Consider the following 22,836-nt stretch of genomic DNA (forward strand, 5'->3'; position numbering starts at 1 on the left):
ACCCCGGCTCGAGGGCCGGGGTGACGAGAATGTAAGCTCTTCACTCCGCCGGCACCGCTTCACGGTCTGCCCGCATCGGCTCCTCGCCCTTCAGCGCCGTCAGGCCGAGCTTGGCGAACAGCGCGGCGTCGCTGTCATCGCCTGCGTTGGGCGCGGTCAGGAGCTTGTCGCCGGTGAAGATCGAATTCGCGCCTGCAAGGAAGCACAGCGCCTGGGTCGCCTCGCTCATACTCTCGCGCCCGGCGCTGAGGCGGACCATGCTTTTGGGCATGGTAATGCGCGCCACCGCAACGGTGCGGACGAACTCGATATCGTCGATCTTCGCCAGCGGGGTGTCGGCCAGCATATTCCCCAGCACCGTGCCCTTAATCGGCACCAGCGCGTTGACCGGCACGCTTTCGGGATGCTGCTGCAGCGTGGCGAGCGTGTGGACGAAGCCGACCCGGTCCTCGCGCGCCTCGCCCATGCCGATGATCCCGCCGCTGCACACGTTGATCCCCGCGCTGCGCACATGGTGCAGCGTATCGAGCCGCTCCTGCATCGAGCGGGTCGAGATGATCCGCTCGTAATACTCCGGGCTGCTGTCGATATTGTGGTTGTAGTAGTCGAGCCCCGCATCGGCCAGCATGCCCGCCTGTTTCGGTGTCAGCATGCCCAGCGTCATGCAGGTCTCCAGCCCCATGCCGCGCACACCCTTCACGATCTCGACAATTGCGGGCATGTCGCGGTCCTTGGGATTGCGCCACGCCGCGCCCATGCAGAACCGCTGGCTGCCCGCATCCTTGGCCTGCGCCGCGCGCTGGAGCACGGCCTGCACGTCCATCAGCTTGGTCGCCTCGACGCCGCTTTCGGCATGAACCGATTGCGAGCAATAACCGCAATCCTCCGGGCACCCGCCGGTCTTAATCGAGAGCAGCGTGCACAGCTGCACCTGCTCGGGCGGATGGAACTCGCGATGGACCGTAGCGGCCTGGAATAGCAGTTCGGTGAAGGGGAGATCGAAAAAGGCCGCGATTTCGGTGCGAGTCCAGTCGGTGCGGATGTTGGTCATCTGTTTCCGTTCAAAATTGGAAGACGGTCTTCTTCAGAGAGACTTGCGTCAAGCGCAACGAGCTTTGTCAGACTAACGCAACGTTGCCCTGTCCATTGATCGGGCAGTAGCGAAATAACTGGCTCCTCAGGCCCATTGTAGATGACCTCTCCCATGCAAGCGTCGTAATCAAAATGAAAAACCAACAAGTGGTCGGCTCTCGTCTCCACTGGTCGGAATGCCGGACCTCGACGAGTGCCACTCGCTTTGACCTGAACAGAGCGGTTGTTGGGCGCATACCCATCGATGCCTTCGTTGCTTCGGCCCGTAAGCTTCAATCCGAACAATTCTGCCGCAACAGCTTCTCCTAAATCACCCACAAGATTTCCGTCGAAGGTGAAATGGAGATCACATTCGGAGAAATGGTCTTTCAATCGGTTGCGAGCTTGAACGAGTTCACCGACATAGCTGGGGAGCTTAAACTTGTGTTTCATTCCGCCGCCTCGTCCAGCTCATCCCCAGCAGGCGGCATATTGTGGCCAAGCAGACGCAGCATGTCCGCGCCGCATTCGACCACGTTCGAACCCGGGCCATAGATGCCCTGCACCCCCGCCTCGCGCAGGAAGTCGTAGTCCTGCGGCGGGATCACGCCGCCGGCGACGACCTTGATGTCGCTCCGCCCGGCCTCGCGCAGAAGGTTGATCAGTTCGGGGATCAGCGTCTTGTGCCCTGCCGCCAGCGAGCTTGCCCCGATGGCGTCGACGCCGTGCTCAAGCGCCATTGCCATCGTCTCTTGCGGCGTCTGGAACAGCGGGCCGGAAATCACCTCGAAGCCCATGTCGGTGAAGGCGCTGGCGATCACATTTGCCCCGCGGTCGTGGCCGTCCTGGCCCATCTTGGCGACCATAATCTTCGGCTTGCGACCCAGGCGGCGCTCGACCGCCTCGACCCCGTCCAACACCTGCTGCCAGCGACGGTCGAATTCATAGGCCGATTTGTAGACCCCGCGCACCGGCTTGGGCGTCGCGTCGTGGCGGCCGAAGACTTCCTCCATCGCCGCCGAAATCTCGCCCAGCGTCGCATCGTGACGCGCCGCCTCGACCGCCAGCGCCAGCACATTGGCCCCGCCCGCCGCGCCTTCGGTGAGCGCTTTGAGCGCCGCCCGGCACGCTGCCTCGTCGCGTGCATCGCGCACTGCCTTGAGCCGAGCGATCTGGCCGTGGCGGACCTTGTGGTTGTCGACCTCCAGCGTCTCGATCTGCTGTTCTTCGGCCAAGCGATACTTGTTGACGCCGACGATCACCGTCTCGCCCCGGTCGATGCCGGTCTGCTTCTGCGCGGCGGCGGTCTCGATCGCGGCCTTGGGCGCGCCGGTGGCGACATAGGCGGTCATCCCGCCGGCCGCCTCGACCTCCTCGATCAGCGCCCAGGCATCGTCCACCAGCTGCTGGGTCAATGCCTCGATGTAGTACGAGCCACCGAGCGGATCGACGACATTGGTGATGCCGCTTTCTTCCTGCAGCACCAGCTGCGTGTTGCGGGCGATCCGGGCGGAGAAATCGGTCGGCAGAGCAATGGCTTCGTCGAGCGCATTGGTGTGGAGCGACTGGGTGCCGCCCAGCGTCGCCGCCAGCGCCTCCACCGTGGTGCGGATGACGTTGTTGTAGGGGTCCTGCTCCTGCAAGCTGACACCCGATGTCTGGCAATGCGTGCGCAGCATCTTGGAGCGTTCGCTCTTGGCCCCCAGCCCGTCCATCACCCGCCACCACAGCGTACGCGCGGCGCGCAGCTTGGCGATTTCCATGAAGAAGTTCATGCCGATGCCGAAGAAGAAAGACAGCCGCCCGGCGAAGGCGTCGATATCCAGCCCGCTCGCCATGGCGCGGGTGGCGTATTCCTTGCCGTCGGCGATGGTGAACGCGAGTTCCTGCACCGCCGTCGCCCCGGCTTCGTGCATGTGATAGCCGCTGATCGAAATACTGTTGAATTTCGGCATATTGGCCGAGGTGTAGGCGATGATGTCGCTGACGATCCGCATCGAGGGTTCGGGCGGATAGATATAGGTATTGCGGACCATGAACTCCTTGAGGATGTCGTTCTGGATGGTCCCGTCGAGCTTGTTCTGGCTGACCCCCTGCCGCTCAGCCGCGACGATGAAGAATGCCAACACGGGGATCACCGCGCCATTCATGGTCATGCTGACCGACATCTGGTCCAAGGGGATGCCGTCGAACAGGATTTCCATGTCGCGGACGGCGTCGATCGCGACGCCGGCCTTACCGACATCGCCGACGACGCGCGGGTGGTCCGAGTCATAGCCGCGGTGGGTGGCGAGGTCGAAGGCGACCGACAGCCCCTTCTGCCCTGCGGCAAGGTTGCGGCGGTAGAAAGCGTTCGATTCCTCGGCGGTCGAGAAGCCCGCATACTGCCGGATCGTCCACGGGCGGCCGACATACATGCTGGCCTTCACACCGCGCGTGAAGGGCGCGAAGCCGGGCAGGCCGGGGTCGATATCAGCCGTGTCCTCCGCCGTGTATAGCGGCTTGATCGCGAAACCTTCGGGGGTGTGCCAGTCGAGATCGCGGCCCTTCACCTCCTTGTCGGCCAGGGCCTTCCAGTCGGCGGGAGTCGGTTTCTCGGTCATTGCAGGTCCTTCAGGCGGCGGCGCTGGGCCGCGCGCTCACGCGTTCGTGCCACGCATGCAGCGCTGCACAATCTTGCGGCGCGCCGCAACCCACGAAACCGGCAAAATCCATCGTCGTCAGCAGCACGATGTCCGCCATGGTGTAGGAGTCGGTGGCAAGAAACTCGCGGCCCGCCAGCGACTGGTCGAAGAACCGGAAAGCCTCCTCCACCCGCGGACGATTGGCTTCGCCCCATTCGGCATTGCGGCCCGGCAGGCGGGCGGTGAAGGCGTGGGTGTGGAGCCAGACGGCCCCGATGGGCGCCATGAGGATCATCTCGACCCGGCGAGTCCACTGTTCGACATGCGCCTGTTCCAGCGGCGTGGTGCCGAACAAAGGCGGTTCGGGATACAGCGCCTCCAGATAGCGGCAGATCGCCACGCTCTCAGTAATGACCGCGCCATCGTCGGTTTCCAGCGCCGGGGTCTGCCCGCGCGGGTTGATCCGCAGGAACTCTTCGGACTTCTGCTCGCGCGCGGGGATCGAAATCTCGCGGCTCGGCAGGTCGATGCCCTTTTCGGCCGCAAAGATGCGCACCCGGCGCGGGTTGGGCGCCGGGTTGGGACTGTCATAGAACAGCATACTACTTGCCCTTGAACTCGGCCTTGCGCTTCTGGAGGAAGGCCATTCCCCCTTCCATCGCATCGGCGCTGCCGCCGGCGATCTGCTGCCCCTCGGCCTCGGCCAGCAGGACGTCGGACAGTGTACCGTCCATCGCCAGCGCGATGTTGCGCTTCATGGTGGCGTAGGAAACGGTGGGGCCGTTGGCGAGCTTCTCGGCCAACGCCTTCGCCTCGGTCATCAGCGCGTCGTCATCCACGGCCTTGTAGATCAGGCCCCATTCCTCGGCCTGCTCTGCACCGATCTTCTCGCCCAGCATCATCATGCGGGTGGCGCGGGCGCGGCCGATCGCGCGGGCGAGCAGCCAGGTCGAGCCGCCATCGGGCACCAGGCCAATATTGACGAAGGCCTGGAGGAAATAGGCGCTCTTGCCCGCGATGGTGAAGTCCGCCGCCAGCGCGAGCGAGCAGCCGACGCCCGCCGCCGGGCCGTTGACCGCGCAGATCACGGGCACCTTGGCCCGCAGCACCTGCGTCACCGCCGGGTTGTAGTGATTCTGCAAGGCGCGGTGGCTGCCGCCCTTTGCCTGCAGCGCGCTGCGCTCTCCGCGCGCGGCAAGGTCCGCACCCGAGCAGAAGCCCTTGCCCGCGCCGGTGATCAGCACCGCCCGTGCATCGCCCAGGTCATATAGCGCGCCGCCCAGCTCGTCGGCCATGTCCGGGCCCATGGCATTAAGGCGCTCTGGTCGGTTGAGGGTGATGGTCAGCAGCGGCCCGTCGCGCTCGACGGTGATGGTTTCGTAGGACACGCTTGTCTCTCTCCCAAAAGTCCTGTTTCGCAACCGACTGTGGCGCTGCTCGGTTGTGCTGGCAAGTCCGTTACGACGCGCGACGTCGGGCGAACCTCAATTCGACCAGTGCGTGTCGTCCCTGGGCGTTTCCATGATCTCGGTCAGCTGGCCCATCATGTCCTTGGGATGCAGGAAGAAGATCGGCGTGCCATGCGCCCCGATGCGGGTCGGACCGAGGATGCGCTTGCCCAGCCCCTCGAACCACGCGCGCGCCGCCGCGATGTCCTCGACCTCGTAGCAGAGGTGGTGCTGCCCTCCGTGCGGATTCTTGGCTAGGAAGCCGGTGAGCGTGCTGTCCGGGCCCAGCGGCTCGATGAGTTCGATCTGGGTGCCGTGGGTGCCATTCTCGCCGGGCGTATCGACGAAGCACACCTTCACCCCCTGCTCGGGCAGGTCGAACGGCTCGGTGATCGAACTCGCCCCCATCACCTCGCGGTAATAGGCCACGCTCTGAGCGATCGAAGGCGTCGCGACGCCGATATGGTTGAGACGGCCGAGTTTCATGGCACGACAATTGAATCTATGGACACATCAGGTCCGAGCAATTTCGCGATTTCCCTCATAGTCATCGACGTCTCACGCATATCGTTGTCGATAAATGTGACCTCTAAGCGATGAGCGCCCCCTGCACGGTCAGAGGTGATGGAGTCGACGTTATCCAAAAACAGAACCTTATTCTGTAAGTTCTCCGGGATTTCTTTCTCAGATTTTATGATAACCTTTCTCTTGCCACCATAGTTGCTCAGCGCACCCCGCGCAGCGCGAACATTGGAAGGATAGTTACCACCAAAGTTAGCTCTACGCTCTAACCGCGACATCATAGCAAATAAGTCATCCATTCTCTCGGCAACATATTTATCACCTGGCACGGTCTCAGTTGTAGGCTGAAAAATCTGAAAGCTTCCGAAAGCTGAAAGCGGACTTTTATACTTACCAGTTTTTACTTGCTCCAGAATTTGCAATATCTTTCCAGTCAATTTCTTCTGGAATTCGACGGTTTTGTGTATATGTAGGTCCGTGGGGTAGCCAACGTGTTCTATGACTTTGGTGTCGAATGGAATAGATGCAAAGTCGTCAGTGACAATTACAACAGGCTTATTAAAGGTCAGCCTCATTCCTAATTCAAACATAACATTAGGATTCAGGCCACTTACATCACAAACGACCATTTCATTGTCATATAAATTGTGGATGATGCGTGATTGAACTACATCACTTTCAAACGAATCACTAACAATCTGGGGCGTCATGCCCGCGTCGACGATTGCGTCGTCTAAAACACGCTTTACGTCAGCCCAATGCGAAGCGTCATATTTTGGAGGAATAGCCGAAATGGGCATGATAATGCCGCAAATTGGCTTCCTTTTGTCGACATCCTTGGGAGTTGAGGGCTCTTTCGCCATATTAGTCCTTAAAGCGGAATATTATCGTGCTTTTTCCATGGATTCTCTAGTACCTTGCCTCGCAACTTTCGCAACCCCAGCGCGATCCGCCGTCGGGTCGAGTGCGGGTAGATCACCTCGTCGATATAGCCCCGCTGCGCCGCGACGAAGGGGTTGGCGAAGCGCTCCTCGTATTCGCGGGTCTTCTCGGCCTGCTCCTCGGCGCTCATGCCGCGGAAGATGATCTCCACCGCGCCCTTGGCGCCCATCACCGCGATCTCGGCGGTCGGCCAGGCGTAGTTCAAATCGCCGCGCAGGTGCTTCGACGCCATCACGTCGTACGCCCCGCCATAGGCCTTGCGGGTGATGACGGTGATCTTGGGCACGGTCGCCTCGGCATAGGCGAACAGCAGCTTGGCACCATGCTTGATGATGCCGTTGTGTTCCTGGTCCGTGCCGGGGAGGAAGCCGGGCACGTCGACGAAGGTCAGGATCGGGATCTCGAACGCGTCGCAGAACCGCACGAAGCGCGCGGCTTTCTTGGACGAATTGATATCGAGCACGCCCGCCAGCACCATTGGCTGATTGGCGACCACGCCCACCGTGCGCCCTTCGACCCGGCCGAAGCCGCACAGGATATTGCCCGCATGGGCCGGCTGGATTTCGAAGAAGTCGCCTTCGTCGAGCACCTTCCGCATCACTTCGTGCATGTCGTAGGGCTGGTTGGCGTTGGCCGGGATCAACGTGTCGAGGCTGTCCTCTTGTCTGTCCCACGGGTCGCTGGTCGGTCGCTCGGGCACCGGCTCGCGGTTCGACAGCGGCAGGTAGTCGAAGAAATTGCGGGTGGCGAGCAGCGCCTCGATATCGTTTTCGAAGGCGTTATCGGCGACGCTGGTCTTGGTGGTGTGGGTCACCGCCCCGCCCAGCTCTTCCTGTGTCACGGTCTCGTTGGTGACGGTCTTCACCACGTCCGGCCCGGTAACGAACATGTAGCTCGAATCCTTCACCATGAAGATGAAGTCGGTCATCGCCGGGGAATAGACCGCCCCGCCCGCGCACGGCCCCATGATCAGGCTGATCTGCGGCACCACCCCGCTGGCAAGGACATTGCGCTGGAACACATCGGCATAGCCGCCGAGCGACGCCACCCCTTCCTGAATGCGCGCCCCGCCACTATCGTTCAGGCCGATGACGGGCGCGCCGTATTTCATGGCGCTTTCCATCACCTTGCAGATCTTCTCCGCATGGCGCTTCGACAGCGAGCCGCCGAAGACAGTGAAGTCCTGCGAGAAGACGTAGACAAGCCGCCCGTTGATCGTGCCGCTGCCGGTGACCACGCCGTCGCCCGGGATCTTCTGGTCCTGCATCCCGAAATCGACACAGTCATGCTCGACATAAGCGTCGAGCTCCTCGAAGCTGTCTTCGTCGAGCAGGATGTCGAGCCGCTCGCGCGCGGTCAGCTTGCCCTTGGCATGCTGCGCGGCGATGCGCTTCGCGCCCCCACCCATCAGGGCAGCTTCACGGCGACGTTCCATTTCAGCGATATTGGCGGACATGTGCTCTCCCGGTCTGGTGCAAGGCGGTTAGCCAGCGTGGTCGGCCAGCGTCAAGCGACGTGGTTCAGGGCTTCACCACGCCGTGGTCGAACAGGCTGCGGGCGCAATCGAGGATACTCTCTTCCTCCGGGCGCGTTTTCCAGCCCAGCACGCGTTCCGCATGGCTGGCATTGGAATGACGGATGCGGCCCAGTTCGGCTTTTACCGAGCGGAAAGGCGGGTTGATGATCATGAAGAGGCTGACCAGCCAGCCCGGCATCACGCGCCTGGGCACTTTGCGCGTTTGCTCTGCCGGCAGGCCGGCCCGCAGGATATTCGCGATCTCGATCATCTTCAGGAACCGGCCCGAGGCGATGAACCGCTCGCCCGCGATGCCGGGCGTCTCCAGGCAACGCACATGCAGGTCGGCGACATCGCGCAGGTCGACCACGCCGAAGCCGATATCGGGCGCCATCGGCACCTTGCCGCCCAGCAGCATGGTGATCGGCGTGACCGAGGGCGAAAAGTCGCCGCTGTCGACCGGGCCCAGCACCAGCACCGGGTTGACCGAGACGAACTCCATGTCGCCACCCTCGGTCTCGATGAACTTGCGCGCCTCGCGCTCGGCGATGGTCTTGGATTTGGCATAGGCGTTGGTGTCGGGCGAGTTGAGGTCGGTCCAGTCGGCTTCGGTCGAGGTGTATTCCTTCCCGCCCCGACCATAGGCGATGGCGGCGATCGAACTGGTCTGGACGAAGCGCCTGACCCCCGCCGCCTTAGCGAAACGCAGCGCGCGAAGCGTGCCTTCGCGGGCCGGGACGATCAGCTCGTCCTCGTGATCGGGCACCGAGTCCGACACCGGCGAGGCGACATGGGCGACATGGGTGCAGCCCGCCACCGCCTCGGCCCAGCCATCATCGCTTAACAGTTCGGCCTGAAACACCTTCAGCCGCTCTGCGGGCGGATTACCGAAACGCTGACGCAGGCCCGCCTCGCTCTTGGCCGTGTTTCGGACGGTGGTGTGAACCGTCCACCCCTTGGCCAGCAGCTGCTTGATGAGTTCCCCGCCGATGAAGCCGGTGCCGCCGGTGACCAGAACCGTATTTTGCATGATTGTTCTCCCTTGTTACCGACGTAAGGCCAACGGTTGCGGCGCGCAACGCAATGCGTCACTCTCGGCCGATGCAGGATGTGGATGTCATCGTTGTCGGAGGCGGGATCGCCGGACTGTCGCTGGCCGCCCGCTGCACCGCGCATGCCAGCGTGACCGTGCTGGAGGCGGAGGCCGCTGTCGGTTTCCACTCCTCCGGTCGTAGCGTGGCGCACGCGCATTTTGGTTTGGGCGACGATGTCATCCGCGCGCTGACGGCATTGAGCATGGGCCGTCTCGCGGAAAGGCCGATCGATGGCAGCGCACCCGCCGGGACGGTGCACCCGACACTGCATATCGCGAGCGCCGATCAGCAGGCGGCGCTTGACCAGCTCGAATGCGATCACCTTCGCGTCGGGCGAACGATGAGGCGGCTCAATACCGGGGGTGCACGGGCGCTGGTCCCGATCCTGAGAGAAGAGGCAGTCGTTGCCGCCCTGATCGACGAGACGAGCCTGAAACTCGATGCGGACGCAATGCTGCAAGGCCATGTCCGCACGCTCCGCTCCGGCGGCGGCGAGCTGGTCCTGGGTGCGGCGGTGTCGGCCGTTTCTCGCGATGGGAACCGCTGGACTGTCGAGACGAAGAACGCCTCCTACAGCGCCCGTTTCCTCGTCAACGCTGCCGGGGCCTGGGCCGACCGGCTCGCCGCCATGGCCGGTGTCACCCCGATCGGATTGCAGCCCCGACGCCGGACGGTCATCGCGCTCGACGGCCCGGATGGGCAGGATATCATGCACTGGCCCTTCACCAAGACCGTCGGCGAGGGGTTCTACCTGCTGCCCGAAGGCAGCGGCCGGTTGCTGGCTTCGTCGATGGATGCGACCCCTAGCGAGCCGTGTGACGCTGCGCCAGAGGAGCTCGACATCGCCGTTGCCGCGCACCGCATCGAGGAAGCGACCACGCTCCAGATCCGCCGTATCCACCACAGCTGGGCGGGCCTGCGCAGCTTCGTGGCGGACGAGCGACCGGTGGTGGGCTTTGCCCCCGATGCGGCAGGCTTCTTCTGGTTCGCAGGCCAGGGCGGGTTCGGGTTGCAGACCTCGCCGGCGCTGGCCGATCTCGGCGAGGCGCTGCTGTTCGGCGTGGAGTTACCTGCCGAGTGGGAAGTACACGGCCTAGCGCCTGGACTGTTCTCGGCCGACCGGTTCGGCTGAGGGCTACTTCATCAGCACCAGTTCTTCGGCCATAGTCGGATGGATCGCTGTGGTGGCATCGAAATCCGCCTTGGTCAGTCCCGCCTTCACCGCGATGGCGGCTGCCTGCATCATCTCGGGCGCGTCGGGCGCGATCATGTGGATGCCGACGATCCGGCCGGAATCGCCGTCGCAGATCATCTTAAACAGGCTCCGTTCGTTTCGCCCGGCCAGCACGTTCTTCATCGGGCGGAAATCAGACAGGTAGACCTTGACCGAGCCAAGCTTGTTCTTGGCCTCCCCCTCCGTCATCCCAACGGCGGCGATCGGGGGGTGGCTGAAGACGGCGCTGGCGACGCAGGAATGGTCCACCGCCACGGGCGGGCCCTTGCCGAACACGGTTTCGGCAAAGGCCTGGCCTTCGCGGATGGCGACGGGGGTCAATTGCACGCGGTCCGTCACGTCGCCGACGGCGTAGATGTGATCGACATTGGTCTTGCTGAAGCGATCGACCTTGATCTCGCCATTCTCGCCAAGCTCGACCCCTGCCTTGTCGAGGCCGAGAGCTTCGGTGTTGGGCGTGCGGCCGACCGCCATCATCACCAGGTCGGCCTTTTCCTCGTCGCAATCCGACATCTTCACGAAGTAGCCGCCGTCGGGGCACGGCTTGATGTACTCGAACGTCGTATTGAAGCGGAACTTGATCCCCTTCATCGTGGAAATCTGGAGCAGGCGGTCGCGCACTGCCTCATCATAGCTACGCAGCAGGACATCGCCGCGGTTGACAATGTGAACGTCGCATCCGAACTCGTTGAAAATACCGGCGAATTCATTGGCGATATAGCCGCCGCCGGCAATGATGACCTTCTTTGGCAGTTCGTCGAGATGGAACGCCTCGTTCGAACTGATAGCGTGCTCCGAGCCCTCGAAATCCGGCATCCGCGGCCTGGCGCCGGTGGCGATGAGAATGTGCGCGGCAGTGACCTTGCGGCCGCTGGCAAGGGTTATCTCGTGCGGCCCCGTGATCTCGGCCCGTTCCCGGAAGATGGTCACGTCGTGGTTCTGGAGCGTGTCGGTGTAGGCACCCTCGAGCCGGTCGACATCGGCCAGCACATTGTCGCGCAGCACTTTCCAGTCGAACTTGCGTTCGCCGATTTCCCACCCGAAGCGCTGGCAATCCTCCAAGTCTTCCGCGAAATGCGCGCCGTAGACGAGCATCTTCTTGGGCACGCAGCCGCGGATGACGCAGGTGCCGCCGACGCGATGCTCTTCGGCAATGGCGACTTTAGCCCCCAGCGCCGCGGAAACGCGGCTGGCGCGAACCCCGCCGGAGCCCGCGCCAATCGTGAAGAGGTCGTAATCGTATTCGGCCATGCGGCTCATCTCCTGCTGCGCGGGCGATATGGCGGCTCAGGGCGAGCTTGCCAACCGCCGTGCGCGCAGGAGCGTGTTCGCAGGCCGCAAGCTCGGGGTTACCCTTGGCGGCGCTGCTGGCCGCTCCCGCCGTTGCCGCCGCCATTGCCACCGTTGCCGCGACCGCCGAAGCGACGACGACGGTTGCTGCCCGGCTTGCCGCTCGGTGCGCGACCGGCATCACCCTGGCCGGCATGCTTGGGTTTGCCTGCACGATTGGGGTGCTTGCTGCCGGGGCTGCCCTGCTTCTTCACCGGGTTCTCCACCGGGCCGCGCGCATCGCCACCAGCGCGAGCTGCGCTGCTACCGCGCGGCTTGGGCTGGACGCGGGGGCCGCGCTGCTGCTGCTCACGCTTGGTCGGGCCGACGCCTTCGACCACGGCACGGAAGTTGTCCGGCAGGGCGAGCCGCTCGAACTCCGCATCGGTATTCTTGCGGATATCCTTCAGATAGGCGCGTTCGTCCTCGGCGCAGAAGGCGATGGCGATACCATCCTTGCCGGCGCGAGCGGTGCGGCCGATGCGGTGGACATACTGTCCCGGAACATTGGGCAGTTCGTAATTGATAACGTGGCTGACGCCCGGGATGTCGATCCCGCGCGCGGCTACATCGGTGGCCACCAGCACGGGTACGCGGGCGCTCTTGAACTCGGCCAGGGCGCGTTCGCGCTGTGGCTGGCTCTTGTTGCCGTGGATGGCGTTGGCCGCGATGCCGACCTGCGCCAGCTTCTTCACCACGCGGTCCGCACCATGCTTCGTGCGGGTGAAGACGAGCATGCGCTCCTGCTTGCCCGGCACCGGGTGGCGGCCCTTGAGGATCATCTCGAGCAGCGACTGCTTCTCGTCCTGCTGGACCATGAACAAATACTGGTCGATCCGTTCCGCCGTGGTCGCCGCCGGGGTGACCGAGACATGCGCCGGATCGGTCAGGTAGTTCTTGCTCAGTTCCTTGATGCTGGCCGGCATGGTGGCGCTGAACAGCAGCGTCTGGCGTTCCTTGGGCAGCATCGGCACGATTTTGCGCAGGGCATGGATGAAGCCGAGGTCGAGCATCTGGTCGGCCTCGTCGAGGACGAGGATCTCGACCCCGTTCAGCGCAAAGGCGCGCTGGTCGATCAGATCGAGCAGGCGGCCCGGTGTGGCGACGAGGATATCGGTGCCGCGGTGCAGCTTGTTGCGATCCTTGCCGACGGAGGTACCGCCGACGATCGACTGGACCTTGAGGCCCGCCATCGCGCCATAATCCTTGGCCGACTGGGCGATCTGCCCGGCCAGTTCGCGGGTCGGGGCCAGCACCAGCATGCGGCAGGACTTGAACGGCGTCTGCCGGTCAGCCTCACGCAGATTGTCGATGCTTGGCAGCATGAAGGCGGCGGTCTTGCCGGTGCCGGTCTGGGCGATGCCGAGCAGGTCGCGACCTTCGAGCAGCAACGGAATGGCCTGTTCCTGGATCGGGGTCGGGGTGTTGTAGCCCTTCATGTCGAGGGCTTGGAGCACAGGCTGCGAAAGCCCGAGGGTTTCGAAAGTTGTGGTCATATAAACTCGCAATCTATGCGGTGCACCTCGCGGAATCCTGACGGAATCCGGGCGCAGCGCGGGTGTCAAAACGACCCGCGTGAAAAGGGAAGCTTCTTGAAAAAGGACCGAAGGGCTGCCGGGGCCTGGGGAATGTCTCTCCCCCGCCACTTCACGCTGGCGGGCGCTTCGATGGCCGGCATATGGTGCAACGCAGCATGAAAGTCAATTAAAGTTGTTCGATCCGATACTTGGAGCATAGCCCTGCCGGTCAGTCACCCTTGACCCATGTCTGAAAATCGATCGTACCCGTGTAGGTGCCAAAAACAGGTCGAACTTCGCAGTCCCGCGCCGGTTCGAAGCTATGATGCCTTTTGAGGACCCGGCAGAAAGATATCTCTACAGACTTGCGGCGGAACTTGCGGTTGAATTTGCAGCCAACGGCCTTGCCAACATCGTCGACGGTCAAAGTGTAGTTGAGCACCTGTGTCAGCATCCCCTGGCGGCCAGCCTCAATGACGAGCTCATCGACCCCGGTAAATTCAATCAGGATCGGCGGGCTGCCACCGGGCGGGCCGGTATCCTCAACCGATTCCTGGCCCGATGCCGATTGTGGAGAATGAACTGCAAGAGCTGCGATAACGACAAGAGACCACACGAGGATTCTCATTTCGCGTACTCCAAAAGCCAAACCAATCGGAGCCAGCATTGCTTCTGCAAAAGGGACGGCAAGCCTAGCGCTTGCGCCATTCCTCGTTGCGCGCAGGCTCTTCCTTCGCCAGGCGCCGCGCCGTCACGCCGGTCTGGATCGCGAACAGCGCGATCAGCGTCAGCCCGACGAAGCCCGTGAACAGGTCGAAGCCCGAGAGCGCACCGAACCAGCCCGGCCCTGTCCCGAACCACATCATCGCCAGCGTCAACGCGATCAGCATGAAGCGCAGCTCGGTCGGCCCGGCATTGAGGTAGGACAGCTTGAGTTCGCCCAGAACGCGGACCGACAGGAAGGCGTGGATTGACAGCAGAAGGTAGCCCGCGAGCGCCACCAGCGCCCATTCGAGTGTCACATAAGGGCTGAGGCCGATGCCCATCACGACAAGCGTGGTCGCCAGCCCGTCGCAGCTATGGTCGAGGAAATAGCCGTAGCGCGGCCGCTCGATCTGCCGGAAGCGGGCGAGGCTGCCGTCGGTGCTGTCGCCGAACCACTGAACGGCATAACCGGCAATCGCCAACCAGAGCCATTCTTCGCCCCGGTTGCTGGCCAGGTATCCTGCGAAGACCATGAAGGCCCCGACCATGCCGATCCCGGTGAGCATGTCGGGCGTCACCCATCCGGGCAGCCGCGCGCAGATCCAGTTGAGCAGCCGCCGCTCGCTGCGGGCCAGCAGGTTTTCCTGGATGCGGTTGATCGGCGGTAGCGGCTTGGGGGACTGTGACTCTTCCATGACGGCGCCATGCGCTGCTTTGCGATGGCGCACAATCGCTAAAGCGCGCATATCCGCCTCGCATGACCCCTACCCTCGCCGCATCCCCCGATCTCGCCGCGCTGACCCGCGCATTCTGGCGCATCGGCTGGCTCAGCTTCGGCGGACCGGCCGGCCAGATCGCCCTGATGCACCGCGAAATCGTCGAGGACCGGCGCTGGGTGGGGGAGCAGGACTATCTGGAGGCGCTCAACCTCTGCCACCTGCTACCCGGTCCGGAAGCGCAGCAACTGGCGACATGGATCGGCTGGCGTCTCCACGGCTGGCGCGGCGGAGTCATCGCGGGCGGACTGTTCGTGCTGCCCGGCGCGGTTGTAATGCTCGGCCTGTCGGTCCTCTATGCGATTGCAGCCGATCTCGCGTGGTTCGAGGCGCTCTTCCTCGGCATCAAGGCGGCGGTGCTGGCGATCGTTCTGCAGGCGCTGATCCGCATCGGCTCGCGCGCGCTGGGCGGACCCTTGCGCAAGCTGCTGGCGGTGGCGGCCTTCGTCGCCTTGTTCGTCTTCGCCCTGCCCTTTCCGCTGGTCGTGCTCGGCGCACTCGCGCTGGGTGCAGCGATCGGCGGAGTGCGGCCCGAATGGCTCGCCCTGAAGCCGGTCGAAGCCGTAACGCATGGACCGATGCCGTGGGGCGCCAGCCTGCGCGCGGTCGCGGCTTGGGGAGCGATCTGGGTCGCACCGCTCGGTCTGGTCCTCACGACGCTCGGGCCCGAGCACGTGCTGTGGGATGTCGGGCTGTTCTTCTCGAAACTGGCGGTCGTCACCTTCGGCGGGGCCTATGCCGTGCTGGCCTATATGGCGCAGCAGGCGGTCGAAACCTACGGCTGGCTCGCACCCGGCGAAATGGCGGACGGGCTGGGCCTGGCCGAAACGACGCCCGGGCCACTCATCATGGTGACGCAGTTCACCGGTTTCCTGGCCGGATGGCGCGCGCCGGAGCCATTTGCGCCGCTGCTTGCCGGCATCCTTGCCGCGGGCCTGACGACCTGGGTCACCTTCGCCCCGTGCTTCCTGTGGATTTTCGCGCTGGCGCCGTGGATGGAACGGTTGAAGGCTGCACCCCGCATCCGTGCCGGGCTTGCTGCGGTGACGGCAGCGGTCGTCGGGGTCATCGCGAACCTGGCGCTGTGGTTCGCGCTGCATGTGCTGTTTGCGCAGGTGGCGACGGCGCAGGCGGGACCGGTGCGACTGTCCGTCGCCGAATGGACGACGCTGGACTGGCGCGCGGCCGCGCTGACGGTCGTCGCGCTGTTGCTGACCTTCGCCGCCAGATGGAGCGTCATCCGCGTGCTGGCCCTCTGCGCCGCCGGTGGGCTTGCGCTGTCCCTGCTCTAGCCGAAAGGCCGGTTGAGCCGGACGATCGCGAGATTAAGGCAGGCGGCGAAGCTGACCCACACGAGGTAGGGCACGATCAGCCAGCTCGCCAGCACCGAGAACTCGCGCAGGACGATGCAAAGCGACAGCACCGAGGCCCACAGGAACGGCACCTCGACCAGCGACCAGTCGGGCCGCTTCAGCGTGAAGAACAGCGGCGACCACAGGAAGTGGAACACGCCGTTGACCACGTAGAGCGCGATGAGCAGTTGCCGCGCACTCTCGTCCGGTGCGCCGTTCCAGCTCAGCACGAATGCCCATGCCGCCAGCCCGAGGATCAGCGTCCACGCCGGCCCGAACAGCCAGTCGGGCGGCTGCCAGCTCGGCTTGTTGAGCTCGCGATACCAACTGCCGATCTTGGTCAGTAGCCCGCCGCCTAGCCCGAGAATCACTGCCCATGCGATGGCGAAGGTCAGCTGGAAGTTCATTGGTTCAATCCTGCCGCCTCCAGCAGCGCCTGCGTGCTGGCATCGAACTCCGCCTCGCCGGCCTCGATATCCTTGGCCATCTTCTTGCCCAGTTCGACGCCGAACTGGTCGAAGGGATTGATGCCCATCAGCACGGCATTGGCGAAGGTGCGATGCTCGTGGAAGGCGATCAGCGCGCCTAATGTGGCGGCGTCGAGATCGTCGCACAGCATCGTCGCGCTCGGGCGGTCGCCGGGAAAGGCACGCGCGGGGTCTTTTCCGTCGGCACTCATATTGCCGCCCGCCATCAGCGCGGCGCCTTGCGCGAAGCAGTTGGTCAGCAGGATGCGGTGATGCGCCGGGTCGAGCTGGTCGCCGGGCGCGATGCTGGCGATGAAGTCGACGGGCACGAGGGTGGTTCCCTGATGGAGCAACTGGAACACCGCGTGCTGCGCGTCCGTCCCCACCCCGCCCCAGGTGATCGGCGCGGTCGGGCCGTCGACCGGCGAGCCGTCGGCCTTCACCCTCTTGCCGTTCGATTCCATCTCCAGCTGCTGGAGGTAGTCGGGCAGCAGGCCGAGCCGTTCGTCATAAGCGAACACCGCCCGGGTCTGGCAGCCGCGCACGCGGATGTAATACTGGTCGGCAAAGGCGGCGAGGAGCGGGATGTTGGCCCTGCCCTCGCTCTCCGCGAAGTGAATGTCCATGGCCTGCGCGCCCGCCAGCATCGCCTCAAACTCGTCCCATCCGGCCGCAAGCGCGACCGGGAAGCCGATGGACGACCATAGCGAATAACGCCCGCCGACGCTCTCCATGAAGGGCAGCACGCGGGTCTCGTCGATGCCCCACTCGACTGCCTTCTCCGGCGCGGCGGTGAGCGCGATCACCCGCCCGCTCGGGTCCTTGACGCCGTTTTCGCCCAGCCATTTCAGCGCGCTTTCGGCGTTGGTCATGGTCTCGATCGTGGTGAAGGTCTTGGAAGCTACGGCCACCAGTGTCGTCGCCGGGTCGCAGGTGGCAAAGGCCTGCTCAAGCGCCACGCCGTCGATATTGGAGACGACAGGGACATCGACCAGCGCCAGATCCCGCGTTAGCGCATCGATTGCGAGCTTGGGTCCGAGCGCGCTGCCACCGATCCCGATGTGGATCAGGTGCTTCACCTCGCCCAGCGCACCCTCATGGATCGCCTCGACCAGCATCTGCATGCGTGCGAGCAGCGCCTGCGCCTCCTCGACGCTCGCGTCCGAGCCGGTCCCTCGTTGCGCGGTATGTTCCGCTGCTCGCCCTTCGGTGACGTTGATCTTCGCCCCCGACAGAAGTTTGTCCCGTGCGCCGGCAAAATCGACCGCTGCTGCGAGCGCCTCGAAACCGTCGAGCAGCGCGTCGGCAAGATGGGTCTTCGACCAGTCGAACAGGATACCGCCCGCCGTTTCGCCCTCGCCCCACGTCAGGCGGCGGCTCAGCTTGGTCACCCTGTCGGGGTCTCCGGCGAAGAGGGCGGCAAGCGTCGCATGCTCCTGTTCGCGGATTGTGTTCCAGGCTTTTGTTGCAGCGTCGGTCACGGTTCCAGAATCCCCTTGCCAGTGATGGCCGGTGGCCTAGGGGTGCAAGCCATGGATGGGAAGAGCCAAAGCCTCGCCGATGCAACGGTGGCGACAGATTCCGCCACGGGCGGTGTGCCCGGGCGCACGCGGCGCGAGATGAGTTTTCCCTTGTTCCTGCTGCTGGTGGTCACCTTCGCGCTCGCCTTCCGCAGTTTCGCCTTTTCCCTCTTCAGCATCCCGAGCGAAAGCATGATGCCGCGGCTGATGGTGGGTGACTACCTGATCGCGTCCAAATGGGATTACGGCCTGTCGCGCCACTCGCTGCCGCTGGAGCTGGGCCTTCCGGCAGGGCGTGTCCTCGCTTCGACGCCGGCGCGCGGGGACGTGGTGATCTTCAAGCATCCGGTCGATCACGTCGATTACGTCAAGCGCGTCATCGGCCTGCCGGGCGATGTGGTGGAGGTGCGTGGAGGCAATGTCGTCGTCAACGGCCAAGTGCTGGCGCAGAAACGCATCGGCGAATTCCGTGTGCCCGTCTCGCCCAACACGGATTGCCCCAGCGGCATCCCGATGGAACAGCGACCGGGCGCCGTGCCGCGCTGCCGCTACGCCATGTGGCAAGAAATCAACACTCAGGGTGTAAGCTATCCGGTACTCGATTTCGGCCCGAGCCCGCAGGACGACTGGGGGCCGCGCGTGGTGCCCGACGGCCGCTTGTTCCTGATGGGCGACAACCGCGACAATTCACTCGACAGCAGGTTCCCGGCCGAGCCGGGCAAGGGCATCGCCTTTGTCCCGCAGGACCTGCTGGTCGGCAAGGCCCGCGTCATCGTCTGGTCGACCGACGGCAGCGCCCAGTGGCTCAAGCCATGGACATGGTTCACGGCGGCACGCGAAGGGCGTATGGGAACAGGCCTATGACCAGTCTCGCCCCCACTACCCGCGAATGGCTCGCGGGAATCGGCTTTACCGTGACCGACGACGAATTGTGGCTGGAAGCCCTTACCCACGGCAGCACCGGCGCCCTGCGCGACTACCAGCGTCTCGAGTTTCTCGGCGACAGGGTCCTCGGCCTCGCGATTTCCGACCACCTCTACCGCAACGTAGGCGGGGCGGAAGGCGCACTCGCCCAGCGGCTGAACGCCCTCGTCAGCAAAGGGTCCTGCGCCAGGGTCGCTCGGCAGCTGGGTGTCTGCGACTATGTCGTGCTGGGAAAGCAGGCCCGCGAAGACGGCGCGGCGGGCAGCACCAATATCATGGGCGATGTCATGGAATCGCTGCTGGGAGCGAACTATCTCGAGGCCGGTTATGCGGCGACGGCGCTGTTGGTGCACCGGTTCTGGGAGGAAGACCTGCAAGGCAAGACCGGCCGTTCCAAGCACCCCAAATCGGCCCTGCAGGAATGGGCTGCCGGCAACCAGCGGCGCCCCCCGGAATACCGGCTGGTGGACCGGTCCGGACCGGACCACGCGGCCGTTTTCACGGTCCGCGTCGAAGTTCGCAATGTCGGTGCCGCAGAAGCAAGCGCCAACAGCAAACAGGAAGCGGAGACGGCGGCCGCCAAACTTTTCATGGAGCAATTCGGGTGACCGATACCCCCACACCCCATTGCGGCGTCGTCGCTGTCCTCGGCGCCCCCAATGCCGGCAAGTCGACGCTGGTCAACCAGTTGGTCGGCCAGAAGGTCGCAATCACGAGCGCCAAGGCGCAGACTACCCGTGCGCGGATGCTCGGCATCGCCCTGCACGAACAGACGCAGATGATCCTCGTCGATACCCCTGGTATCTTCGCGCCCAAACGGCGGCTCGACCGGGCCATGGTCAGCGCCGCCTGGGAAGGCGCCGAGGCTGCCGATGCCGTTCTGCTGATGGTCGATCCGGTCAAGCAGCGGCGGCACGAGCTCGAGCCTTTGCTGGAGAGCCTCGCCAACCGGCCGGAGCGCAAGATCCTCGTCCTCAACAAGGTCGACGTCGCCAAGAAGGAACCCCTGCTGGCGCTGGCGCAGGAACTGACCGGCAAGGTCGAGTTCAGCGAAGTCTTCTTCGTATCTGCCCTCACCGGCGACGGCGTCGCGGAGATGAAGGCAGCGCTGGCCGCGTTGATACCCGAAGGGCCGTGGCATTACCCCGAAGATCAGGTCAGCGATGCCAGCGAGCGCTTGCTCGCCACCGAAATAACGCGCGAACAGCTCTACCAGCAACTGCACGAGGAACTGCCTTACGACAGCGCCGTGCGCCCGGAACTGTACCAGCACCGCCCCGACGGCAGCCTCGAAATCCACCAGCAGATCGTCGTCACCCGCGACAACCAGCGCGCCATCGTGCTCGGTAAGGGCGGCAGCCGGATCAAGGCCATCGGCGAGGCCGCGCGCAAGGAATTGGCAGAGGTGCTTGGCGTGAAGGTCCACCTGTTCCTGCACGTGAAGGTCGAGGAGAACTGGGCCGAAAGCCGCGAAATCTTCGAGGAGATCGGGCTCGACTGGGTCCGATAGGTCGCCGTGATACCTTTCCCGCCTGACCTGTGGGCGCACGCCGGGTCCGGCCTAGCGGTCGGCCTGCTGGTCGGGATCGAGCGGGGGTGGAAACTGCGCGGCGAGGCCGATGGCATGCGGGTCGCGGGCATCCGCACATTCACCCTGCTGGGCCTCGTGGCCGGACTGGCTGGCGTGCTGGCCGCAGCCGGCTACGCCTTCGTATCGGGAATGGTTGTTGCCACTGCCGCGCTGGTGATCGCTATCGGATATGGCAGGGCGGCGTTGGAAATTGGCTCGCCCGATGCGACTTCGGCCGTCTCAGCTCTCGCGGTACTGGCGCTGGGCTTCCTTGGCGGCACGGGCGAGCCGGCGCTGGCGGTGGCGGGTGGTGCGGTAATGACGCTAATCCTCGCCCTGCGGACCGAGGTCCATGGCTTCATCGACCGGCTGGACGAGGCCGATATCAAGGCCTTCGCCCGCTATGCCGTCATCGCACTGGCGGTCTATCCCTTCCTCCCCGCCGGTCGCTACGGTCCCTATGATGCGTGGGAGCCACGCACGCTGTGGCTCGTGGTGGTACTGGTGACCGGCTTCTCCTTCGCCGGATACGTCGCCAACCGCATCTTCGGAGCCAAGCGCGGGACCATTGCCACCGCCATCATCGGCGGGGCATACAGTTCTACGGCGGTCACCCAATCGCTCTCGCAAAGGCTGGGCGCCGATGAAGGCACCGGGGCCGAGAATGCCGGCATCGCCCTTGCGAGCGCTGTGATGTACATGCGGGTTAGCCTGCTGGTCGGCGTTCTGGCGACACCGCTGCTCAAGCCCTTCGTCATCCTGATCCTGCCCCCGCTGCTGACAGCCTGGGGTGTCAGTTGGTGGCTGACCCGCAAGGCCGCGCACAGCACCGGCCCCGCCCCGCCAGGGAACCCGATCGCGCTCATCCCCGCTTTCGGCTTCGCCGCCTTCGTGGCCGTGGCCGCTGTCGCGGCGCGCTGGGCGCAAGGCGAGTTCGGCGAACAGGGCATCGCGGTCTTGCTCCTGCTGATGGGGAGCATGGATGTCGACGCCGCCATCGTCACGGCAGGCGGGCTGGAACCCGGCACCATCGCCAACGAATTGGCTGCGCTGGCGATCACCGGGACGATTCTGGCCAATATGACCGTCAAGCTGGGCGTGACGATCGCCTACGGCCGCTCAGCCGCGAAGGCCGCCGCTTGGGCGCTGGGCGCGAGCATGCTGGCGCTGGTGGCCAGCTTGATAGTTGGATATTTGCAACTCTAGCGAAGCGGTCGAGGGGCTAGCCCGCCACTAACCGCTCCACCTTCGCCTTCAGCGCTGCCTCGTTGAACGGTTTGACGATGTAATCGTCGGCCCCGGCGCTGATGCCTTCATGGATGTCGGTCGCCTCGCCCTTGGAGGTGCAGAACATCACCTTCGCGCGTTCAGCACCGGGGATCGAACGCAATTGCGCGACGAATTCGACACCGCTCATCACCGGCATCTGCCAGTCGGTGATGACGAGGTCGGGCATGACCTGGCGGCAGCGGGCGAGCGCTTCCTCGCCGTTTTCGGCTTCGGCCACGCGGTAACCGAGTTCCTCGGCGATCTTGCGCGAAAGCTTGCGGACGACGCGGCTGTCGTCGACGATCAGGCAACGCTTGCTGCCCGGCGACGCGTTGCCCTCGCGCATGGCCTTGGCGGCGGCGACGATGGCGTCGGTATCGCTCATGTCCGGCGTCGCAGGCGCGCTACCCGGCAGCGGATCGTCCCTGTAGGGCACGTCCTCGTACACCAGCTCGCTGCGGGTGGCCGGTTCCGGCGGATAGACCGGTTCCTCGCGTGGGACAGCCTGCTGCTTCGCGGGAGCATGGGCGTCCTGCGACAGGGTTTCCTGGCCCGCAGTCGGGCCGGTGCGGCGCTTGATCAGATTTTGAATGGTCGTGCCTCCCGCTCGAGCGCGCTGCGCATGGCAAGCTCGTCGTCGAACTCCCGCCCGTAGCCGTCGTCGAAACCTTCATCGTCGTTATGTCCGCCGACTTCTTCGCCTGCAGTCAGGCGGACGTGGATGTAGGGCATCCAGACATCGCCGAAGTCGGCTTTCTGGTACCAAACGTCGAGCACATCGTAGCTCGCCCACATACCGTTCTTTTCGCGCAGCCGTAGGCCTTCGCCAATGCGCGGCACCGCAGCGAAGCGCAGGCGGTGCTGCGACTGGTGCGTTTCGTTCTGGACTTCGATTTCGATCACAGCCGTTCCCCGATTGGGATCAGGCCTAACAGCCAATGCTTGATGATTTACCA

The 22,836-nt window shown here is 64.3% G+C and carries 23 protein-coding genes; 6 read left to right on the top strand and 17 right to left on the bottom strand.

Going from position 1 to position 22,836, the window contains the following annotated elements; translation table 11 throughout:
• Positions 1-40: 40 nt before the first annotated feature.
• From bioB to WAB17_RS13375, 9 genes are all read right to left on the bottom strand, one after another.
• A complete protein-coding gene (gene bioB / locus WAB17_RS13335; RefSeq protein ID WP_435417829.1) occupies positions 41-1,051 on the bottom strand; it encodes a biotin synthase BioB in 1,011 nt (336 codons plus the stop codon).
• On the bottom strand, positions 1,048-1,524 hold the full coding sequence (locus tag WAB17_RS13340; RefSeq protein WP_435417830.1) for a DUF6998 domain-containing protein: 477 nt from the start codon (positions 1,522-1,524) through the stop codon (positions 1,048-1,050). The genes bioB and WAB17_RS13340 overlap by 4 nt, the downstream gene beginning before the upstream one ends.
• Positions 1,521-3,674, bottom strand: coding sequence for a methylmalonyl-CoA mutase (gene scpA / locus WAB17_RS13345; RefSeq protein WP_435417831.1), 2,154 nt, complete (start codon positions 3,672-3,674; stop codon positions 1,521-1,523). Before scpA ends, WAB17_RS13340 begins: the two co-directional genes overlap by 4 nt.
• Positions 3,675-3,684: 10 nt before the next feature.
• The gene (locus tag WAB17_RS13350) at positions 3,685-4,296 is read right to left on the bottom strand and encodes a glutathione S-transferase family protein (protein WP_435417832.1); all 612 of its coding nucleotides are present in this window, start codon (positions 4,294-4,296) and stop codon (positions 3,685-3,687) included.
• Between the two features lies 1 nt (position 4,297).
• A complete protein-coding gene (locus WAB17_RS13355; protein ID WP_435417833.1) occupies positions 4,298-5,083 on the bottom strand; it encodes an enoyl-CoA hydratase-related protein in 786 nt (261 codons plus the stop codon).
• 96 nt (positions 5,084-5,179) lie between these two features.
• Positions 5,180-5,629 carry a methylmalonyl-CoA epimerase gene (gene mce / locus WAB17_RS13360; protein ID WP_435417834.1) on the bottom strand — a complete coding sequence of 150 codons (450 nt, stop codon included), beginning with the start codon at positions 5,627-5,629 and terminating at the stop codon, positions 5,180-5,182.
• Positions 5,626-6,528 carry a hypothetical protein gene (locus tag WAB17_RS13365; protein WP_435417835.1) on the bottom strand — a complete coding sequence of 301 codons (903 nt, stop codon included), beginning with the start codon at positions 6,526-6,528 and terminating at the stop codon, positions 5,626-5,628. The genes mce and WAB17_RS13365 overlap by 4 nt, the downstream gene beginning before the upstream one ends.
• A gap of 8 nt (positions 6,529-6,536) precedes the next feature.
• Positions 6,537-8,063: an acyl-CoA carboxylase subunit beta gene (locus tag WAB17_RS13370; RefSeq protein WP_435417836.1), complete on the bottom strand. Its 1,527-nt coding sequence runs from the start codon at positions 8,061-8,063 to the stop codon at positions 6,537-6,539.
• Positions 8,064-8,127: 64 nt separating this feature from the next.
• Positions 8,128-9,153 (bottom strand): NAD-dependent epimerase/dehydratase family protein, encoded by a 1,026-nt coding sequence (locus WAB17_RS13375; RefSeq protein ID WP_435417837.1) that lies wholly within the window; start codon positions 9,151-9,153, stop codon positions 8,128-8,130.
• A gap of 71 nt (positions 9,154-9,224) precedes the next feature.
• On the opposite strand from WAB17_RS13375, the gene WAB17_RS13380 reads away from it, so the two are divergent.
• On the top strand, positions 9,225-10,349 hold the full coding sequence (locus WAB17_RS13380) for an NAD(P)/FAD-dependent oxidoreductase (protein WP_435417838.1): 1,125 nt from the start codon (positions 9,225-9,227) through the stop codon (positions 10,347-10,349).
• A 3-nt stretch (positions 10,350-10,352) separates the two neighbouring features.
• Here WAB17_RS13380 and gorA read toward each other — a convergent pair whose 3' ends face one another.
• From gorA to WAB17_RS13400, 4 genes are all read right to left on the bottom strand, one after another.
• On the bottom strand, positions 10,353-11,702 hold the full coding sequence (gene gorA / locus WAB17_RS13385) for a glutathione-disulfide reductase (protein WP_435419393.1): 1,350 nt from the start codon (positions 11,700-11,702) through the stop codon (positions 10,353-10,355).
• Positions 11,703-11,800: 98 nt separating this feature from the next.
• The gene (locus tag WAB17_RS13390; RefSeq protein ID WP_435417839.1) at positions 11,801-13,276 is read right to left on the bottom strand and encodes a DEAD/DEAH box helicase; all 1,476 of its coding nucleotides are present in this window, start codon (positions 13,274-13,276) and stop codon (positions 11,801-11,803) included.
• A gap of 250 nt (positions 13,277-13,526) precedes the next feature.
• Positions 13,527-13,964 carry a hypothetical protein gene (locus WAB17_RS13395; protein WP_435417840.1) on the bottom strand — a complete coding sequence of 146 codons (438 nt, stop codon included), beginning with the start codon at positions 13,962-13,964 and terminating at the stop codon, positions 13,527-13,529.
• A 25-nt stretch (positions 13,965-13,989) separates the two neighbouring features.
• Positions 13,990-14,697: a CDP-alcohol phosphatidyltransferase family protein gene (locus tag WAB17_RS13400; RefSeq protein WP_435417841.1), complete on the bottom strand. Its 708-nt coding sequence runs from the start codon at positions 14,695-14,697 to the stop codon at positions 13,990-13,992.
• 62 nt (positions 14,698-14,759) lie between these two features.
• On the opposite strand from WAB17_RS13400, the gene chrA reads away from it, so the two are divergent.
• Positions 14,760-16,070: a chromate efflux transporter gene (chrA, locus tag WAB17_RS13405; RefSeq protein ID WP_435417842.1), complete on the top strand. Its 1,311-nt coding sequence runs from the start codon at positions 14,760-14,762 to the stop codon at positions 16,068-16,070.
• Here the strand turns inward: chrA and WAB17_RS13410 are convergent.
• Positions 16,067-16,537: a TspO/MBR family protein gene (locus tag WAB17_RS13410; protein ID WP_435417843.1), complete on the bottom strand. Its 471-nt coding sequence runs from the start codon at positions 16,535-16,537 to the stop codon at positions 16,067-16,069. The two genes, chrA and WAB17_RS13410, sit on opposite strands and share 4 nt — an antisense overlap.
• On the bottom strand, positions 16,534-18,078 hold the full coding sequence (gene pgi / locus WAB17_RS13415; protein ID WP_435417844.1) for a glucose-6-phosphate isomerase: 1,545 nt from the start codon (positions 18,076-18,078) through the stop codon (positions 16,534-16,536). Before pgi ends, WAB17_RS13410 begins: the two co-directional genes overlap by 4 nt.
• Before the next feature lie 51 nt (positions 18,079-18,129).
• Between pgi and lepB the strand changes: the two genes are divergently transcribed.
• From lepB to WAB17_RS13435, 4 genes are read left to right on the top strand one after another with little or no spacing between them, the layout of a single operon-like run.
• Positions 18,130-18,981, top strand: a complete 852-nt coding sequence (gene lepB, locus WAB17_RS13420) for a signal peptidase I (RefSeq protein WP_435417845.1) — start codon at positions 18,130-18,132, stop codon at positions 18,979-18,981.
• Positions 18,978-19,649, top strand: a complete 672-nt coding sequence (rnc, locus tag WAB17_RS13425; RefSeq protein ID WP_435417846.1) for a ribonuclease III — start codon at positions 18,978-18,980, stop codon at positions 19,647-19,649. Before lepB ends, rnc begins: the two co-directional genes overlap by 4 nt.
• Positions 19,646-20,551 carry a GTPase Era gene (gene era / locus WAB17_RS13430; RefSeq protein WP_435417847.1) on the top strand — a complete coding sequence of 302 codons (906 nt, stop codon included), beginning with the start codon at positions 19,646-19,648 and terminating at the stop codon, positions 20,549-20,551. Before rnc ends, era begins: the two co-directional genes overlap by 4 nt.
• 6 nt (positions 20,552-20,557) lie before the next feature.
• Complete coding sequence (locus tag WAB17_RS13435) at positions 20,558-21,817, top strand: MgtC/SapB family protein (protein WP_435417848.1); 1,260 nt, start codon at positions 20,558-20,560, stop codon at positions 21,815-21,817.
• Positions 21,818-21,833: 16 nt separating this feature from the next.
• Here the strand turns inward: WAB17_RS13435 and WAB17_RS13440 are convergent, their stop codons facing one another.
• Both WAB17_RS13440 and WAB17_RS13445 read right to left on the bottom strand, forming a co-directional pair.
• Positions 21,834-22,265 (bottom strand): response regulator, encoded by a 432-nt coding sequence (locus WAB17_RS13440; protein ID WP_435417849.1) that lies wholly within the window; start codon positions 22,263-22,265, stop codon positions 21,834-21,836.
• A gap of 194 nt (positions 22,266-22,459) precedes the next feature.
• A complete protein-coding gene (locus tag WAB17_RS13445) occupies positions 22,460-22,783 on the bottom strand; it encodes a hypothetical protein (RefSeq protein WP_435417850.1) in 324 nt (107 codons plus the stop codon).
• Positions 22,784-22,836 lie beyond the last annotated feature (53 nt).

The organism is Parerythrobacter aurantius (genome assembly GCF_045291475.1).
GTDB classification, from domain to species: domain Bacteria; phylum Pseudomonadota; class Alphaproteobacteria; order Sphingomonadales; family Sphingomonadaceae; genus Parerythrobacter; species Parerythrobacter aurantius.

Excerpts from the sequence above, each read along its gene's own strand:
- WAB17_RS13375 (WP_435417837.1), bottom strand. The coding sequence starts at position 9,153 with ATGCAAAATACGGTTCTGGTCACCGGCGGCACCGGCTTCATCGGCGGG.
- mce (WP_435417834.1), bottom strand. The coding sequence starts at position 5,629 with ATGAAACTCGGCCGTCTCAACCATATCGGCGTCGCGACGCCTTCGATC.
- lepB (WP_435417845.1), top strand. The coding sequence starts at position 18,130 with ATGGATGGGAAGAGCCAAAGCCTCGCCGATGCAACGGTGGCGACAGAT.
- WAB17_RS13390 (WP_435417839.1), bottom strand. The coding sequence starts at position 13,276 with ATGACCACAACTTTCGAAACCCTCGGGCTTTCGCAGCCTGTGCTCCAA.
- WAB17_RS13410 (WP_435417843.1), bottom strand. The coding sequence starts at position 16,537 with ATGAACTTCCAGCTGACCTTCGCCATCGCATGGGCAGTGATTCTCGGG.
- WAB17_RS13370 (WP_435417836.1), bottom strand. The coding sequence starts at position 8,063 with ATGTCCGCCAATATCGCTGAAATGGAACGTCGCCGTGAAGCTGCCCTG.
- scpA (WP_435417831.1), bottom strand. The coding sequence starts at position 3,674 with ATGACCGAGAAACCGACTCCCGCCGACTGGAAGGCCCTGGCCGACAAG.
- chrA (WP_435417842.1), top strand. The coding sequence starts at position 14,760 with ATGACCCCTACCCTCGCCGCATCCCCCGATCTCGCCGCGCTGACCCGC.
- rnc (WP_435417846.1), top strand. The coding sequence starts at position 18,978 with ATGACCAGTCTCGCCCCCACTACCCGCGAATGGCTCGCGGGAATCGGC.
- WAB17_RS13350 (WP_435417832.1), bottom strand. The coding sequence starts at position 4,296 with ATGCTGTTCTATGACAGTCCCAACCCGGCGCCCAACCCGCGCCGGGTG.
- WAB17_RS13400 (WP_435417841.1), bottom strand. The coding sequence starts at position 14,697 with ATGGAAGAGTCACAGTCCCCCAAGCCGCTACCGCCGATCAACCGCATC.
- WAB17_RS13365 (WP_435417835.1), bottom strand. The coding sequence starts at position 6,528 with ATGGCGAAAGAGCCCTCAACTCCCAAGGATGTCGACAAAAGGAAGCCA.
- gorA (WP_435419393.1), bottom strand. The coding sequence starts at position 11,702 with ATGGCCGAATACGATTACGACCTCTTCACGATTGGCGCGGGCTCCGGC.
- WAB17_RS13340 (WP_435417830.1), bottom strand. The coding sequence starts at position 1,524 with ATGAAACACAAGTTTAAGCTCCCCAGCTATGTCGGTGAACTCGTTCAA.
- WAB17_RS13395 (WP_435417840.1), bottom strand. The coding sequence starts at position 13,964 with ATGCTGGCTCCGATTGGTTTGGCTTTTGGAGTACGCGAAATGAGAATC.
- WAB17_RS13380 (WP_435417838.1), top strand. The coding sequence starts at position 9,225 with ATGCAGGATGTGGATGTCATCGTTGTCGGAGGCGGGATCGCCGGACTG.
- WAB17_RS13440 (WP_435417849.1), bottom strand. The coding sequence starts at position 22,265 with ATGAGCGATACCGACGCCATCGTCGCCGCCGCCAAGGCCATGCGCGAG.
- bioB (WP_435417829.1), bottom strand. The coding sequence starts at position 1,051 with ATGACCAACATCCGCACCGACTGGACTCGCACCGAAATCGCGGCCTTT.